Below are 16,625 nucleotides of genomic sequence, written 5' to 3' on the forward strand. Positions count from 1 at the left end.
AACCAGCACTATTTTTTTGGGAAATCATGAAATCATCAACCTTGTCCTTGTTCCGCCTTGCCGCCGCTGTCGCGTTCTGCGGCCATCTGTTGAACGCATCCGCGGCCGGCACGGATCATCCTGCCACCAAATACAAAACCGATCTGCCGCCGTCCGCCGACCTGGACTATGCCATCCAGGCCAAACAAAGCGGCATCACTCTGGGCGGCGAAGGTACGGTCAAGTGGCAGGTCGCCGACAAGCGCTTCAGCGTCAATTCGGAAACGCGCGCCATGTTGTTCGGGAAAATCCTGGAATCGTCGAGCGAAGGCGCGATCGATGATTTCGGCCTGGCGCCGACGCAATTCATCAACAAGCGTTATCGCAAGCAAGCCACCACCACCACTTTCCATCGCGACAGCGGCACCATCGGCTTTTCCGAATCCAGCGACAGCTACCCGCTGAAGGGTGGCGAACAGGACCGCACCAGCATCATCTGGCAACTGATTTCAGTAGCACGGGCGGCGCCGCAGCAGTTCAAGCCTGGTTCAAACTGGAGCTTCTTCGTCGCCGGCATGCACGACGCCGAGGCATGGACCTTCAAAGTAATAGCCACGGAAAAGATCAAGACCCCTATGGGCGAGCTCGATACCGTACACATTTTCAAGGCGCCGCCGCCGGACGCCAAGGACCAGCAGCTGGATATCTGGCTGGCGCCTTCCCTGGAGTGGTATCCGGTGCGCTTGCGCTTCACCGATCCGAACAAGGATTTTGTCGAACAGACGCTGCAACAGATCAGCAACAAGGGAGCGAAATAACATGACTACACCAAACGGCGCCATCGTCCTGTTCAGCGGCGGGCAGGATTCCACCACCTGCCTGGCATGGGCCCTGGCGCGCTACGACCGGGTCGAAACCATCGGTTTCGACTACGGCCAGCGGCATGCTGTCGAGCTGACCGTGCGCCCGATCCTGCTGCAGAAAATCCGCGCCCAGTTCCCGCACTGGGCGGACAAGCTGGGTGAAGATCACATGATCGACCTGTCGCTGATTTCAAAAATTTCGTCGACCGCCATGACGGAAGACGTCGAAATCGTGATGCAGGAAAACGGTTTGCCGAATACGTTCGTCCCCGGCCGCAACCTGCTGTTCATGACGGTGGCCGCCACCGTCGCTTACCGCCGCGGCCTGAACGTGCTGGTGGGCGGCATGTGCGAAACCGACTTCTCGGGCTATCCCGATTGCCGCGACGACACCATGAAAGCCTTGCAGGTTGCGCTCAACCTCGGCATGGCGACGCAGCTCAAGCTGGAAACGCCGCTGATGTGGATAGACAAATCGGAAACCTGGAAACTGGCGCAAGATCTTGGCGGCGACGCCCTGGTCGATCTGATCCGCGCCGACACCCACACCTGCTACCTGGGCGAACGTGGCGCCTTGCATGACTGGGGCTATGGCTGCGGCACCTGCCCGGCGTGCGCCTTGCGCGCCCGCGGCTACCAGCAATTCAGGCAGGGGCCAGCTGCCTGAGTCACCGGCGCGGTAAACCATCGCCGCAGAAATTCGGGACGCTAAAATACAAAATGGCGGGTAGATTTTCATCTACCCGCCATTTTTTTAACGATCAAACGCGATCAATCAAGCCGCGATCGAACGAGACAACTCCCCTTTTGCTTCAGCTGCAGCAAACTGATTCAGCAACTGTACTTCCTTGGCGCGCGCTGCCGTAAGATGCCGTTCCTTGACATGACCATAGCCGCGAATTTCTTCCGGCAGGCTGGCAATGGCAACAGCACTGGCAAGGTTGTCGGCAGTCAGTTTCGGCAGCAAGGAAGCGATGGTTTCCTTGTAATGCACGATCAAGGCTCGTTCTTCCTTGCGCTCGGCGGTGTAGCCGAAAATGTCCAGCGCGCCGCCGCGCAGGAATTTCATTTTCGCCAGGACGCCGAAAGCACGCATCATCCATGGACCGAATTCCTGCTTGATCAGATGGCCATGGGCATCGTGCTTGGCCAGCAGCGGCGGCGCCAGGTGGAACTTGAGCTTGTAGTCGCCTTCAAACATGGCGGCAATCTTCGCCTTGAACGCACCGTCGGTGTACAAGCGGGCCACTTCGTATTCATCCTTGTAAGCCATCAGCTTGAACAGATACGTGGCTACCGCCATGCTCAGACGATGACCACCGTGCTGACGCTCGGCAGCCTGCACCTGCTCGACAAAAGCACGGTACTGTTCCGCATATGCGGCATCCTGATAGGCAGTGAGGACAGCAACGCGACGCTTGATCAGATCATCCAGGTTTGGCGTGCGCTTGAATTCGATCACCTGTGCCGGCGTATCGTTGAGGCGGGTACGTTTTTCCAGGCCCGCCAGATCGATCGCTGCCGTACGGCCCCAGACAAACGCCTGCTTGTTGAAAGCGACTTGCAAGGCATTCAGCTCGATCGCCCGCATCAGCGATGCTTCCGTCAGCGGCACCCAGCCCTTTTGCCAGGCATAGCCCAGCATGAACATATTGGTGGCGATGGCGTCGCCCATCAAGGCCGTCGCGATATGACCGGCGTTGATGAATTCAACACGGTCGCTGCCGCAGGCGGCGCGGATGTCATGTTCAGCGGCGGCGTCAGGTGATTGCCAGTCAGGATTCTTGACGAATGCCGCGGTCGGCGTCCGGGTTGAATTGATCGCTGCGTAAGTGCGGCCTTCGCCCATGCGCGACAGTGCATCGCGATTGGCGCTGACGATGGCGTCGCAACCGATCACCAGGTCGGCGTCGCCGGTGCCGACACGGGTCGAGTAGATATCGTCAGGATGATCCGCCAGCCGCACGTGCGACATGACCGGACCGCCCTTTTGCGCCAGGCCGCTCATGTCCAGCACCGAGCAGCCTTTGCCTTCGACGTGCGCCGCCATGGCCAGGATCTGGCCGATGGTTACCACGCCGGTGCCGCCGATACCTGTCACCAGGATGCCAAAAGGCTTGACCGTGCTTGGCAAGACCGGCGATGGCAGGGCTGCCACCGGGGCGGCGGCCGCGGTCGGCGTCGCCGCTATCTTGGCAGGCTTCTTCAGGTTGCCGCCTTCGACCGTGACAAAGCTTGGGCAGAATCCGGTCACGCAAGAGAAATCCTTGTTGCACGAAGACTGGTTGATCTGCCGCTTGCGGCCGAACTCGGTTTCCAGCGGTTCCACCGACAGGCAGTTCGACTGCACGCTGCAATCGCCGCAGCCTTCGCATACGGCTTCGTTGATCACCGCGCGCTTGGCTGGATCCGGATATTCGTTGCGTTTCCGGCGCCGGCGCTTTTCCGAAGCACAGGTCTGGTCGTAGATCATGGCCGAGCAGCCTTCGATCTCGCGCAGTTCGCGTTGCACCGCGTCCAATTCGCTGCGATGGCGGATCGTCACGCCCGGCGCCCAGTCGACGCTCGAACCGTATTTTTCCGGTTCGTCGGTGACCACGATAATCGGCGTCACGCCTTCCGCCGCAATCTGCCGTGAAATCATGGCCGGATCGAGCGGACCGTCGAACGCCTGGCCGCCAGTCATGGCGACCGCATCGTTGAACAGGATCTTGTAGGTGATGTTGACCTTGGCCGCGACCGATGCGCGGATCGCCAGCAGGCCGGAGTGGAAATAAGTACCGTCGCCGAGATTGGCGAATACGTGCTTTTCCGTGGTGAACGGCGCCTGGCCGACCCAGGTCACGCCTTCGCCGCCCATGTGGGTGAAGGTCGACGATTCGCGGTCCATCCACAGCACCATGTAATGGCAGCCGATGCCGGCCAGGCCACGGCTGCCGTCCGGCAGCTTGGTCGAGGTATTGTGCGGGCAGCCGGAGCAGAAATGCGGCACGCGGTCCTTGTTCGGATCCGGCTTGCTGCTGATGTTCAGCAGCGCTTCCTTGGCTTCCAGGTAAGCGACCCGCTGCTGCACGCGCTGTGCCACCGGATGGCCGGCAAAGTATTTCGACACGCGGGTGGCGATGGCGCGGGCAATCTGCGCCGGATTCAGTTCATAGGTCGCCGGCAGCAGCCAGTCGCCATGGCCTTCGCCGCTGCGATTGCTCCACTCGCCGGTATCGTCGAACTTGCCGACCACGCGCGGACGCACATCGTCGCGCCAGTTGTAGAGCTCTTCCTTGACCTGGTATTCCAGAATCTGGCGCTTTTCTTCCACCACCAGGATTTCTTCCAGGCCTTGCGCAAACTCGCGCACGCCTTCCGCTTCCAGCGGCCAGGTCATGCCGATCTTGTACAGGCGGATGCCGATGTCGCGCGCTACGGTTTCATCGATGCCGAGGTCGGCCAGCGCCTGGCGCGTGTCGAGATAGGATTTGCCGGCGGTGATGATGCCGATCTTGGCGCGCGGGCTGTCCCAGATGATCTGGTTCAGCTTGTTGACGCGGGCATAGGCCAGCGCTGCGTACCATTTGTAATTGTTCATCCGCGCTTCCTGGCCCAGCACAGTGTCGGGCAAGCGGATGTTCAAGCCGTCGGCCGGCAGTTCGAAATCGGCGGCGGTCGGCAAGACAATCTTGACGCGGTCGGGATCAAGATCGATCGAAGCGCCGGATTCGACCAGGTCGGTGACGCACTTCATCGATACCCATAGGCCGGTATAGCGGCTCATGGCCCAGCCATGCAAGCCGTAATCGAGATATTCCTGCACCGAGGATGGATACAGCACCGGAATGCCGCAGGCTTTCAGGATGTGTTCGCTCTGGTGCGCGGTGGTCGACGATTTTGCTGCGTGATCGTCGCCGGCCAGCACCAGCACGCCGCCATTCTTGGAGGTCCCAGCCATGTTGGCGTGCTTGAAGACGTCGCCGCAACGGTCAACGCCAGGGCCTTTGCCGTACCACATGCCGAACACGCCATCGTATTGCGCGCCGGGAAACAGGTTCACCTGCTGCGTACCCCAGACACTGGTGGCGGCGAGGTCTTCATTCATGCCGGGGTGGAATTTGACGTGATGCGATTCCAGGTATTTCTTCGCCTTGGCGGCGGTCAGGTCGACGCTGCCGAGGGGGGAACCGCGATAGCCGGTCACGAAACCGGCGGTGTTCAAACCAGCTTGCACATCGCGCTGCCGTTGCAACATCGGCAAACGAATGATGGCTTGCGTGCCCGTCATGAAAGCACGGCCACGTTCTAGTGTAAATTTATCATCAAGGGAAATGCTATCAGCTTCAGACGCTTGCGTGGGCAGCAAGGCTTGCGCCGATTTGAGTGGTGCGTTCATTCAGTCTCCGTGCCAAAAATTATGTTTTTGATTGCACTGCGTGGAGGTTATCCTACGCGGTAAAAACGTCTTCGCCTTGTGGGCAAATCGTCCTGTTTTTTACTATCTATTACGGCCCCCAGATTATCACAAGCGAGGGCTTGACTCAATGCACGCCGCAGCATTCAAGCGCGCTGCGGGGCCGATGAGCACTTCGGGTAACAACTGTAACAACTGGTAAATCGAGTAGATCGGGAGCACGACTCAGCGTGTAATGGCAACTTGTCAGATGTGGCTGCATACCTCCCCTGGACCAGCCATGTCGGGCATTCCTCCCTCTAGTGTTCCCATTATCACTAGTTTGCGGATTCTGCCCTCCCCGGCAGGATCCGCTTTTTTATTTCAACTGCAGATTTGTCTCGCCATCCAGCAAGCTATTCGCCGGCAATGGCTGCAAGTCTTTCAGGCGCGCATAGATGGGCGTGAAATCCGGCGCGGTATCGTCGAACAATTGCTTGAAATCATTGATGACAAAATAGGTTTCCTGATAGGAGTCTATCTTGTACAGGGTGCGCATCACGCGCTCGACATCAAACGGCAGGCGCAGCGGCGCCTTGCTGCTGAGGCAATGCTCGATTTCTCCACCGGACGAGAGAATCCCGGCGCCGTATACGCGCAAGCCTTCGGGACTCTGGATCAGGCCGAATTCAACCGTGTACCAGTACAGGCGCGCCAGCATCGACAGACCATCCAGTTTCATCGCTTTCAGCGCGCCCTTGCCGTAATCCTGCAGATGGTCGGCAAAAATCGGATTGAACAGCAGCGGCACGTGGCCGAAAAAATCGTGGAACACATCAGGCTCGACGATATAGTCGAATTCCTCCGGATCGCGCAGCCAGACCGTGACCGGGAAGCGGCGGCTGGCCAGGTGCTCGAAAAACACGTGGTCCGGGACCAGGCCCGGCACCGCCACCAGCGTCCAGCCGGTCGCCTTGAACAGCAGGGCCGAGCTTTCTTCAAAGCGCGGAATGCCGTCGCCGATGTTGAGCAGTTCCAGGCTTTCGATGAACACATCGCACGCGCGGCCCGGGATCAGCTTGGCCTGGCGCCGGTACAGGCGGCGCCACAGCGCATGCTGCTCCGGCGTGTAGGCATCCCACTCCTGCTTGACCACATAGCGCGCGTCGATCTTGCTGTAGTCGCCGCGCAGCGAAGCGCCGTCCGATTTTTCGGCGACGGTGGCAAAAAAGTCATCGGTGTTCAAGCTCGCGTCCATTACATTTGCATTCATTCTGTCGGTCCCGGATTCAAGGCATTCTGCCAATTTTATGCCTACAGTATACGGCTGAGACGAGAGCAGTTAATTGCAAAATTTGTCCCACAAACAATTATTTGCGCATTAATATATCAAAAATCATTCACTTTAAGGTCATTTATGCCAACGATTGCCTTGGATGTAACCGATCGCAAGATTCTGGCGATCTTGCAAGAGGACGGCCGCCTCAGCAATCAGGAGGTGGCGGAACGCGTCAACCTGTCGCCTTCGCCCTGTCTGCGCCGCATCAAGCAGCTGGAACAGGCGGGCGTGATCCGGCAATACGTGGCGCTGCTGGAACCGGACAAGATCGGTCTCGGCCTGCTGGCCTATATCAATGTGCGCCTGGAAAAGCATAGCGATCCGCTTTATCTGAGCGGCACCAAGGCTGCGGCCGCGCAGCATCAGACGATGTCGCCGCGGGTGTCGTTTTCCACCGCGGTGGAGCGCTGGCCAGAGGTTGTTGCATGTTATGCAATGACCGGCGAGATGGATTTCCTGCTCAGGGTCCACGTGGAAGACATGGCGCATTTTTCGCGCTTCATGATGGAGACCCTGCTGCGCCATCCGGCGGTGCTGGACGTCAAATCAAGTTTCGCATTGCAACGGGTGAAAGATACGACGGCGCTGCCCTTGCTATAGCTGCTCCCCGGCCTGGCCGCAGCAGGACCGCCTAGTCGCGTTTGATGCCCGGCAGGTTGCTCAACCATTTGAGCGCGGCGCGCAGATTCGCCTTGAAGGTATAGTCCAGCATGGCCGCCTGTTCCTGCACCGCCTCCTGCAGCACGCTGGCAGGATTGGCCGGCGGCAGTTTCAAATAGGCGTCAGCCTCGCCGTAATCGCGGTGGATTGCCATGCCGGCCTTCTTGGCGATATGCATCATCACCTTGTTGGACGACAGGCAGTGCATGTACAAAGTATCGATATCGACATTGCGGCAGCGTATCGCCGCCCTTTCAAACAAGCGGCTGCCGACCCCTAGGCCGCGCGCGGAGACAGCCACCGAAACACCGAATTCGGCGACCCGTTCCTTGGTAGTGGAGGCGCTCACCGAAGGCAGCGCCTCGCGCGGCGCGAAGGCCAGATGGCCGACGCCGAGCAGGCGCAACTTGCGATCGTAGACGCCGAATACGGTGTCGCGCGAAAAATCGATATTTTCCACGTAGCGGCTGACCAGATCGTCCGACAGCACCGAACCGAAACGCAGCAGGCGGTCGCCGCTACTCAAGGCCAGGAAATGGCGCAACAGGCGTTTGCGCGCCCGGCGCGACAATTCCTTGACGAAGATGATCGGCCGCGCAGTCTTGGCCTGGCCCGAGCCGGAACCGCCGGCCGTGACCGGCGCCTGGCTGCCGGCACGGCCCGTCTTCACATCTGTGGCTGTCATCCTGGCCTCTCTGGTCGGGCAAGCTGATCGGGATTATTGTCGTTGCGCTTGCAGCAGCTGCTCCACTACTTCTACCCGGGCAGCGTGGATCGCCTCGGGTATGCGCTGCGGCTGCTGCTGAAACATGCCGGCAATCACGCCAGCATTGACCGACTGCGCTGCCTGCAATGCCGCCTGCAGATAAGCCAGCTGCGGAAACGGCTTGTCCTCATAGCCGGTCCGGCCGCGAGAATCGCATTCGGTGGCACGTAGCATATCAATAAAGCGCTCGGGCTTGCGAAATGCATCGCAGCGCCCCAGCAGGTTGACGATGGTGGCGGCGCGCAGCTCGAAAGCACGGCCGACGTTGCCGTGTTCACGGGTAGTCATCAGGGCCAGGTCGCGCACCTCGCTTGGCACCTTGAGGCGCTGGCAAACCCGCTCCACCAGCTCCACCCCCAAGCCTTCATGACCGTGATGGCTGGGCCAGCCGGCGGCCGGCGTCACGCCTTTGCCGAGGTCGTGCATGATGGTGGCGAAGCGCACCGGCAGCGGATAATTTGCGCGGGCGGCGGTATCCACTACCATCATCACATGCACGCCGGTATCGATTTCCGGATGATATTTTTCCGGCTGCGGGATGCCCCACAGTACATCCAGTTCCGGCAGGATGCGCGCCAGCGCGCCGCATGCGCGCAAGACCTCGAACATGCGCGAGGGCTTGCTTTCCATCAGGCCGCGCGCCAGTTCTTGCCAGACCCGCTCCGGCACCAGCGCATCGACCTCGCCTGCCGCTACCATGCGTTGCATCAGGGCGTTGGTCTGCGGCGCTACCGTGAAATCGGTGAAGCGCGCGGCAAAGCGGGCAACGCGCAGGATGCGCACTGGATCTTCGGCAAAGGCATCGGAGACGTGGCGGAAGATGCGGTCTTGCAAATCCTGGCGGCCATTGAACGGATCGGCCAGGCTGCCGTCATCGGCGCGCGCAATGGCGTTGATGGTCAGGTCGCGCCGCACCAGGTCTTGTTCCAGGGTGACGTCGGCGGCGGTATGGAACACAAAGCCTTTATAGCCGGGCGCGGTTTTGCGCTCGGTGCGCGCCAGCGCATATTCTTCATGCGTGTCAGGATGCAGGAATACCGGGAAATCCTTGCCGACCGGACGGAAGCCTTGCGCCAGCATGTCGTCCGGCGTCGCCCCGACCACCACGTAATCGCGGTCCTTGACCGGCAAACCCAGCAACTCGTCGCGCACCGCGCCGCCTACCGCATAAACTTTCATGTCGTTGTTTGAACCTGATGTGAAAAGACTAATGGCTAGTCCGGCAATACTTCGGTTTCTGCCAGCGCCTCGCGCATCCAGCGCGTCACCGCTGGGTGCGCCTGTACCCGCTCGGCATAGGCTTGCAACGCCGGCGCCAGCGATACGCCATAGCTGTGGAAGCGCATCACGACCGGGGCAAAATAAGCATCAGCAATTGAAAACCCGCCAAACAAAAATTGATGATGGCCGAATTCCGAGAGGCAGGTTTCCCAGATCTCGACCACCCTGGCGATATCGGCCTGTGCGCCAGCGGTCCGTCCGTGCCCCGGCTTGTGGGCGCGAATATCCATAGGCATGTCGGCACGCAGGGCCGCGAATCCAGAGTGCATCTCGGCACAGATCGAGCGCGCAGTCGCGCGCGCCAGCGTGTCTTGCGGCCACATGCCGAGATCGGGAAACTGGTCGGCCAGATATTCGCAGATCGCCAGCGAATCCCAGATTGGCGTCTCGCCCACCAACAGGATCGGCACCCGGCCGCTGGCCGAATAGCGGCCTATTTCGTTGGCGGTATGCGGCTGCCGCAACAAGATCTTGTGTTCCTTGAACGGAATACCGAAGGCGGTCAGCGCCACCCATGGCCGCATCGACCAGGAGGAATAATTTTTATTGCCGATCACCAGCGTCAAGCCGTCCTTGCCGGCTTTTTGCAAAGCGGCGGACAGGCTTGGGTCGAGTTCTGTGGTTTGCATATACCGCTCCGGGACGACTGATTCTGCGAATGGCTAGATTGCGTGCAGCATTCCTATGCGAGGCCAGCCGCAAAGACAACTATATCAAGGCAGCGCCGATTCGACAAAACCCTTGGGAGCGACTGTGCCCAGACGCGCTTTCAGAGATTGCGGCTTGCCATCGAACAGGGCTGCATAATAAGTTGCATTGGACAGCACATTCTTGACATAGCCGCGGGTTTCGTTAAACGGAATCGATTCGGCAAATATCGCGCCTTCCACCGTGCCGGGCAAGGTCGAACGCCAGGCCCGCGGCCGGCCCGGGCCGGCATTGTAGGCTGCAGAGGCGAGCGCCTGCGAACCGTCCAGGTCGGCCAGCACCATGCTCAGGTAGTTAGTCCCCAGCAAAATATTGGTATTCACGTCGGAGATCTGGTCAGTGGTAAATCCGCTCAGGCCGATTTTCCTGGCGACCCATTTGGCCGTCGCCGGCATCACCTGCATCAGGCCGCTGGCGCCGACATTCGAACGCGCGCTGCGCATAAAGCGCGACTCTTGCCGGATCAAGCCGTAGACCCAAGCCATGTCGAGCCCCAGGTTCTGGGTATTGGTGGTCATGACATCGCGGTGCGGCGACGGGAAGCGCTGATTGAAATCGACCTCGACCTTGGTCCGGTCCGAGGTATTCACCATGCGGTCCAGTACATTGTTCTGACGTGCGAACTCGGCCGCCGTCAACAGCTGGCGGTCCGTCATTTTGCGCAATTCCCAGTTCCATTCGCGCACGCCTTCAAAGCGCAGATTCATGTCGAAAAAGCGCAGCGCACGGCGAAAGCCCTGATTATTCGTCATGGCTGCCATCTCGATCGGGCTGAAGGCCTGGGTGGAGGAAACCGCGATGATTTTCTGTCCCAGCTCTTCCAGCGCCAGCTGACCGTAGAAATTGGTCTGGTCGGCGATAGACTGGAATTGCTGCTGGGCCTGGTCAACCTTGCCTTCTGCCTGATCAGCGCGGGCCAGCCAGTAAATCCAGGTCGGGTCGCTGCGCAGGGTTGCCGGCATCGCCTCAATGCCGCTGCGGACCAGCTTCCAGTCGCCGCCGCGCAGTGCCGAACGCACACGCCATTGATAAGCGTCGCCGGACAGGGTCGCGTTGTTCCTTACCTGGCGCCAGTAGTCCAGCGCTTGCGGCTCCAGCTTGAGCGCCGATTGCAGGGCGATCTGCGCCCATGCCAGCGAGCGTTCGGCGGAGGTCAACTGATCGGACGATGTACTTAGCGCACCAGCCGCACGGCCGGGATCGTTCTTGGCCACCCGTCCCAGGGCCAGGATGAATAATTCGTGGCCGCTGCGGCCGGCGCCCGGGCCGCGCGCCAGCAACAGCGCGGATTTGTCGATGGCTTGCGCTACCTGGGCATCGTCGGCATCGACAAACGGCGTCATGCGGCGCGCTACGCCGGCAAAGCCGGACTCGACCGCCTGGCGGATCTGGAACCAGACGTCATCAGCCGTGAACTGGCCATTCTGCGCCAGCGTGCCGACCAGGTCGGTGCAGCCCTGGCCAAAATCTTTCGGTGTCGTCAGCAAGGCGCGCGCCTCTGCCGCTACATTCACGCCCTTCAGCGCCGCCGAGGTCAGCGCATAGCATTTCAGCTGCGTGTCATCGTCCAGCACGAATTTCGGATATTGTTCGTCAAAAGTAGCCCAGTCGCCGGCCTTGCCCAGCTCCAGCAACCAATCATTACGCAGACGGTCGGCGATGGCGCTGCCGTCGTAACGGCTGAGATAGTCACGGATGTCGGCCTGTGGTGCGACCAAGTCTTTGATCAGCGGTTTCAGGCGGTAATAATCGACATACGAAGGAATGTCATAATCACCCAGGGTCGAGGCCAGCAATTCTGCCTTGTCGGCGTTATTTGCGCGCGCAGCGTCGCGCAGGGCGAGGAATGCATCATCCTGGCTGGCGTAACTGCCGATGGAAGCACTGCTGGCGGAGCGTTTTTGCGCATAAGCTGCACTTGTCAGCACGGCGGAAGAAGCCACGGCGACGGCGATAACAGCAAGCCATTTCTTTTTGAACATGTTAAACCTATTTTTTACGGGTACGAGCGATGACGTCTAGCATAGCATGTGATGCCAGTGATGCAACACCAAACCCGGACAAAGCCGCATTGCGGCTTGCCCTGCTGGCGGCGCGGCGGGCCATCGCCGCCGATAACCGCAGCGAGTGGGACCGGGAGCTGGGGCGCCGCGTGCTGGCCTGGGCCGCTGCATGGCGACAAGCGCTGCCGGACGGTGTTCTGGGTGTTTACTGGCCGATCCGCGGTGAACCAGACTTGCGGCCGGTCTACGCAGAACTGGCAGCCAGCGGCGTGGCGCTGGCGTTGCCGGTGGTGGTCGGCAACGATAGTCCGCTGCGTTTTCTCGCCTGGACGCCCGGTGAAAACATGGACAAGGATAGTTTCGGGGTTGCGGTGCCTGCCAGCAATGTAAGCGCGAAGCCGTCGGCCCTGCTGGTTCCCTGCGTCGGCTTCAACTGCCGCAAGCTCAGGCTTGGCTACGGCGGCGGCTTTTATGACCGGACGCTGGCGCTGGCGCCGCGTCCGCAGGCAATCGGGATTGCCTACTCCTGCGGACTAGCGGAATTTGACGGCGACCCGCATGATATCGCGCTGGACGCCATTATCACCGAAGCTGGCGGACCGTAACAGTCTATAACTTCAAACGCTGCCAGATGGCGATCGTCGCCGGCGAATGATTCAAGGTATAGAAATGCAATCCCGGAGCGCCGCCGACGAGCAAGCGCTCACATAGCTGAGTCACCACGTCCAGCCCGAAAGCCCGGATCGAATCGGTATCGTCGCCGTAGCTGGCCAGCTTGAGGCGGATCCAGCGCGGAATCTCGGTGCCGCACATGTCGGAAAAACGCATCAGCTGCGAGTAGTTGGTGATCGGCATGATGCCGGCAACCACCGGCACGGTCGCCCCCAGCTTTTGCGCTTCGTCGACGAAACGGAAATAGGCGTCGGCGTTGTAGAAATACTGGGTGATGGCGCCGTTGGCGCCGGCCTTGACCTTGCTGACATAGCGCTGCACATCGTCTTGCGGTGACTTTGCCTGCGGATGCATTTCCGGATAGGCGGCGACCTCGATATGGAACCAGTCGCCGGTTTCGGCACGGATGAATTCCACCAGCTCATTTGCATAACGGAATTCGCCGGAAGAAAAATCCATCGCGCCGTAACCGCTCGGCAGGTCGCCGCGCAAGGCCACCAGGCGCTTGATGCCGTGATCCTTGTATTGCGCCAGGATCGCGCGCAGCGATTCACGCGAGCTGCCCAGGCAGGATAGATGCGGCGCCGCTTCGTGGCCCTCGCTGCGGATATCCAGCACCGTGTCCAGCGTGCCCTTCTGGGTCGAACCGCCGGCGCCGAAGGTCACCGAGAAATAACGTGGATGCAGCTCGGCCAGCTTGGCGCGCGTCACCCGCAGCTTTTCCGTGCCCTCGGGCGTCTTCGGCGGGAAAAATTCGATACTGAAATTCTTTTGTGCCATTTTCTTTGCCAATCAATTCTTCTTCAACAGCAGCGTGGAGAGCGCCCACGAAACGATGCTGTACAAGATCGCGCCACCTACCGCCGCCCAGAAACCGGCGACATAGAAGCCGCTGACCAGTTGCGATACCAGCCAGAACATCAGGCCGTTGATGATAAAGATGAACAAGCCCAGGGTCAGCAAGGTCGCCGGCAAGGTCAGCAACAGCAGCACCGGACGGATCAGGGTATTGACGAGACCGAGCACCAGCGCCGCGATCAGCGCTGCACCGAAACTGGTGAACTGCACCGAATGCATCAGGTACGGCACTGCCAGCAAGGCCAGGGTATTAATCAGCCAGGTAATCAGTAAGCGCATTGAGGTTTCCTCTTGATGGTGGAAGCGCCGCCGGCCGCCATCAGGCAACCGGCGGCCGGATTGTTAACTGCTTAATAGCGGTAGTGTTCCGGCTTGTAAGGGCCGGTTTGCTTGACGCCGATATAAGCAGCCTGCTCTTCCGTCAGCACCGACAGTTGGGCGTTCAGCTTTTTCAGCTGCAGGCGCGCGACTTTTTCATCCAGGTGCTTCGGCAGCGTATAGACGCCGACCGGATAAGCCTTGGTGTTCGCAAACAGTTCGATCTGAGCAATGGTCTGATTGGCGAACGACGAGCTCATCACGTACGACGGATGGCCGGTGCCGCAACCCAGGTTCACCAGACGGCCTTCAGCCAGCAGGATGATGCGTTTGCCGTCAGGGAAAATGATGTGGTCGACTTGCGGCTTGATGTTTTCCCAGGTGTACTGCTTCAGGGCGGCGACTTCGATTTCATTGTCGAAATGGCCGATGTTGCAGACGATCGCCTGGTCTTTCATCTTTTGCATGTGCGCATGGGTGATCACATGGTAGTTGCCGGTGCAGGTGACAAAGATATCGCCGTGCTCGGCCGCGTATTCCATGGTCACCACGCGGTAGCCTTCCATCGCCGCCTGCAGCGCGCAGATCGGATCGACTTCCGTCACCCAGACTTGCGCCGACAGAGCGCGCATGGCTTGTGCCGAACCTTTGCCGACATCGCCATAGCCGGCGATCACGGCGACCTTGCCGGCGATCATGACATCGGTAGCGCGCTTGATGCCGTCCACCAGCGATTCGCGGCAGCCGTACAGATTGTCGAACTTCGACTTGGTGACCGAATCATTGACATTGATCGCAGGGAAAGCCAGCTTGCCTTCCTTGTGCATCTGGTACAAACGATGCACGCCGGTGGTGGTTTCTTCGGTCACGCCCTTGATCTGGGCCAGGCGGGTCGAATACCAGTTGGAGGAAGTCGCCAGCTTTTTCTTGATGGCGTTGAACAGGCAGATTTCTTCTTCCGAACCCGGGTTGTTCAAGACCGACGCATCTTTTTCAGCACGGGTGCCGAGATGCAGCAGCAAGGTAGCATCGCCACCGTCGTCCAGGATCATGTTGGCTTGTTCTTCGCCCGGCCATTCGAAAATGCGGTGCGTGAATTCCCAGTAGTCGTCCAGCGATTCGCCCTTGAAGGCAAACACCGGCGTGCCGGCGGCGGCGATCGCAGCGGCGGCGTGGTCCTGGGTCGAGTAGATGTTGCAGGATGCCCAGCGCACTTTGGCGCCCAGTGCTTCCAGGGTCTGGATCAGCACCGCGGTCTGGATCGTCATGTGGATCGAACCGGTGATGCGCGCACCCTTGAGCGGCTGTGCAGCGGCGAATTCGTCGCGGATCGCCATCAGGCCCGGCATTTCAGTTTCGGCAATCCGGATTTCTTTGTCGCCCCAGCCCGACAGGCTGATATCGGCAACGACGTAGTCTTGGTTTGAAGAGGTTGAGTGTGCAGTAGAGTTCATTACAGCGGCGTTCATCACGCCCTCCTTTCGTTAGAAAAAAAGTAACGTGAGCGCAGTTGCGTATTGACCGTTCCAAGCCTGGCAGACCGTGTCTGTCGCAACGCTCCTTGGATACGATCTGCCATTTTAAAGCAAACGGCGGCTTTTCGGCCAGCTGAAGCACATATTCCGGTTATCCCGATAGCCAAATAACCAGGCTGCCCTCAGACCCAGCCCATTTCATGCAACTCGCTCTTGATATAAGCATAGTAAATCGGCGCCGCCACCAGTCCCGGCAAGCCGAATGCGGCTTCCGCCAGCACCATCATCAGCAGCAGTTCCCAGCTGCGGGCATTGATCTGCGTGCCGACGATCCTCGCATTCAGGAAATATTCCAGCTTGTGTATCACCACCAGGAATACCAGCGCCGCCAGCGCCACATAGACCGATACCGACATGGCGACCAGCACGATCAGCGTGTTGGAGATCAGGTTGCCGATCACCGGCAGCAAACCCGCCAGGAAGGTGACGATGATCATGGTCTTGGTCAACGGCAGGTGGATGCCGGCCAGCTTGAGCACGACCAGCAGGAAGATCGCCGTCAAGGTTGTGTTCAGCAGGGAGATCTTGATCTGGGCGAACACTACGCGGCGGAAAGCATCCGCCAGCAAATGCGCGCGCCCCAGCAGTTCGCTGGCCAGCGGTTGCAACAGTGGCATCGGATGTGCCGCATTCAGCGCCACCATGGCGCCCAGCACCATGCCGACCAGCACATGCACGAACACCTGTACCGCTTCCCTGCCCGCCAGCTGCACTTCGCCGCTGTGGGATTGCAGCCAGTCGCTGACTATTTGCCGGATATCTTCAACGTCGTCGGGCAGATACTGCTGCAGCCAGTCGGGCAACTGCGTGCGCGCCTGGTCGACCACTACCATCAGCTTCGACTGCAATACCTGCAGGCGATCCGGGCCGCCGTGAAAGAAGGCAATCAGACCGAAAATGATCAGCGATAAGATCCCGATAATGATCGCCGACAAGAACACGACGGAAATCAGATGCGCCCGCTCGCTGGTCAGGCGGCGCTGAACAAATGGCGTCAGCGCGCGCACCAGTTCGTACACCAGCAAACCGGCCAGCAAGGCCGTCAGCATATGCAGCGACATCACCAGGAACAACGCGGTCAGCGCCACCAGCCAGGCAGCCAGGCGGAAGCGCGGCAACTCGGTGACTACCGGACGCAATTGACGGGACGCAGGTTCGGGTACGTTTTTGGGGGCAGAGGCCATGTGGGGACTTGGTTAGATCAAGCGCAATGCAACTAAGGCAAAGTAAAGCGCTGGCATCTTTCTTGTGGAAGAGTCACTGAG

Annotated in this window: 14 protein-coding genes and 1 riboswitch; of the genes, 4 read left to right on the plus strand and 10 right to left on the minus strand. The window is 59.8% G+C overall.

From position 1 onward, the window contains the following. Positions 1-26: 26 nt before the first annotated feature. Positions 27-797, plus strand: coding sequence for a DUF3108 domain-containing protein (locus tag CPter91_RS22945; RefSeq protein ID WP_061944678.1), 771 nt, complete (start codon positions 27-29; stop codon positions 795-797). A 1-nt stretch (position 798) separates the two neighbouring features. Further along, complete coding sequence (gene queC / locus CPter91_RS22950; RefSeq protein WP_061944681.1) at positions 799-1,509, plus strand: 7-cyano-7-deazaguanine synthase QueC; 711 nt, start codon at positions 799-801, stop codon at positions 1,507-1,509. A gap of 108 nt (positions 1,510-1,617) precedes the next feature. Here queC and CPter91_RS22955 read toward each other — a convergent pair whose 3' ends face one another. Together CPter91_RS22955 and phhA are read right to left on the minus strand one after the other, a co-directional pair. Beyond that, positions 1,618-5,223, minus strand: a complete 3,606-nt coding sequence (locus CPter91_RS22955) for an indolepyruvate ferredoxin oxidoreductase family protein (protein ID WP_061944684.1) — start codon at positions 5,221-5,223, stop codon at positions 1,618-1,620. A 376-nt stretch (positions 5,224-5,599) separates the two neighbouring features. Further along, positions 5,600-6,478 (minus strand): phenylalanine 4-monooxygenase, encoded by an 879-nt coding sequence (gene phhA, locus CPter91_RS22960; RefSeq protein WP_061944688.1) that lies wholly within the window; start codon positions 6,476-6,478, stop codon positions 5,600-5,602. Between the two features lie 159 nt (positions 6,479-6,637). On the opposite strand from phhA, the gene CPter91_RS22965 reads away from it, so the two are divergent. Beyond that, positions 6,638-7,159, plus strand: coding sequence for an Lrp/AsnC family transcriptional regulator (locus CPter91_RS22965; RefSeq protein WP_061944691.1), 522 nt, complete (start codon positions 6,638-6,640; stop codon positions 7,157-7,159). A gap of 31 nt (positions 7,160-7,190) precedes the next feature. Here the strand turns inward: CPter91_RS22965 and CPter91_RS22970 are convergent, their stop codons facing one another. The 4 genes from CPter91_RS22970 to CPter91_RS22985 form a co-directional block, all read right to left on the minus strand. Further along, positions 7,191-7,904 (minus strand): GNAT family N-acetyltransferase, encoded by a 714-nt coding sequence (locus CPter91_RS22970; protein WP_150119794.1) that lies wholly within the window; start codon positions 7,902-7,904, stop codon positions 7,191-7,193. 33 nt (positions 7,905-7,937) lie between these two features. After that, entirely contained in the window at positions 7,938-9,164 is a 1,227-nt protein-coding gene (locus tag CPter91_RS22975) for a multifunctional CCA addition/repair protein (RefSeq protein ID WP_061944694.1), read from the minus strand. Between the two features lie 35 nt (positions 9,165-9,199). Beyond that, positions 9,200-9,895 carry a glutathione S-transferase family protein gene (locus CPter91_RS22980; protein ID WP_061944697.1) on the minus strand — a complete coding sequence of 232 codons (696 nt, stop codon included), beginning with the start codon at positions 9,893-9,895 and terminating at the stop codon, positions 9,200-9,202. Positions 9,896-9,979: 84 nt separating this feature from the next. Then, entirely contained in the window at positions 9,980-11,956 is a 1,977-nt protein-coding gene (locus CPter91_RS22985) for a lytic transglycosylase domain-containing protein (RefSeq protein ID WP_061944700.1), read from the minus strand. A 29-nt stretch (positions 11,957-11,985) separates the two neighbouring features. Here CPter91_RS22985 and CPter91_RS22990 point away from each other — a divergent pair, with 29 nt between their 5' ends. After that, the gene (locus CPter91_RS22990) at positions 11,986-12,582 is read left to right on the plus strand and encodes a 5-formyltetrahydrofolate cyclo-ligase (protein ID WP_082793177.1); all 597 of its coding nucleotides are present in this window, start codon (positions 11,986-11,988) and stop codon (positions 12,580-12,582) included. A gap of 4 nt (positions 12,583-12,586) precedes the next feature. On the opposite strand, the gene metF is transcribed toward CPter91_RS22990, so the two are convergent. From metF to CPter91_RS23010, 4 genes are all read right to left on the minus strand, one after another. Then, a complete protein-coding gene (metF, locus tag CPter91_RS22995) occupies positions 12,587-13,429 on the minus strand; it encodes a methylenetetrahydrofolate reductase [NAD(P)H] (RefSeq protein ID WP_061944703.1) in 843 nt (280 codons plus the stop codon). 12 nt (positions 13,430-13,441) lie between these two features. Further along, complete coding sequence (locus CPter91_RS23000) at positions 13,442-13,786, minus strand: phage holin family protein (protein ID WP_061944706.1); 345 nt, start codon at positions 13,784-13,786, stop codon at positions 13,442-13,444. Positions 13,787-13,857: 71 nt separating this feature from the next. Beyond that, positions 13,858-15,294: an adenosylhomocysteinase gene (gene ahcY / locus CPter91_RS23005; protein ID WP_061944709.1), complete on the minus strand. Its 1,437-nt coding sequence runs from the start codon at positions 15,292-15,294 to the stop codon at positions 13,858-13,860. 26 nt (positions 15,295-15,320) lie between these two features. Next, positions 15,321-15,394, minus strand: a riboswitch (S-adenosyl-L-homocysteine riboswitch). An 88-nt stretch (positions 15,395-15,482) separates the two neighbouring features. Beyond that, positions 15,483-16,544 carry an AI-2E family transporter gene (locus CPter91_RS23010; RefSeq protein ID WP_082793179.1) on the minus strand — a complete coding sequence of 354 codons (1,062 nt, stop codon included), beginning with the start codon at positions 16,542-16,544 and terminating at the stop codon, positions 15,483-15,485. Positions 16,545-16,625: the final 81 nt, after the last annotated feature.

The sequence above is a fragment of the Collimonas pratensis genome (genome assembly GCF_001584185.1).
Taxonomy (GTDB): Bacteria; Pseudomonadota; Gammaproteobacteria; order Burkholderiales; family Burkholderiaceae_D; genus Collimonas; species Collimonas pratensis.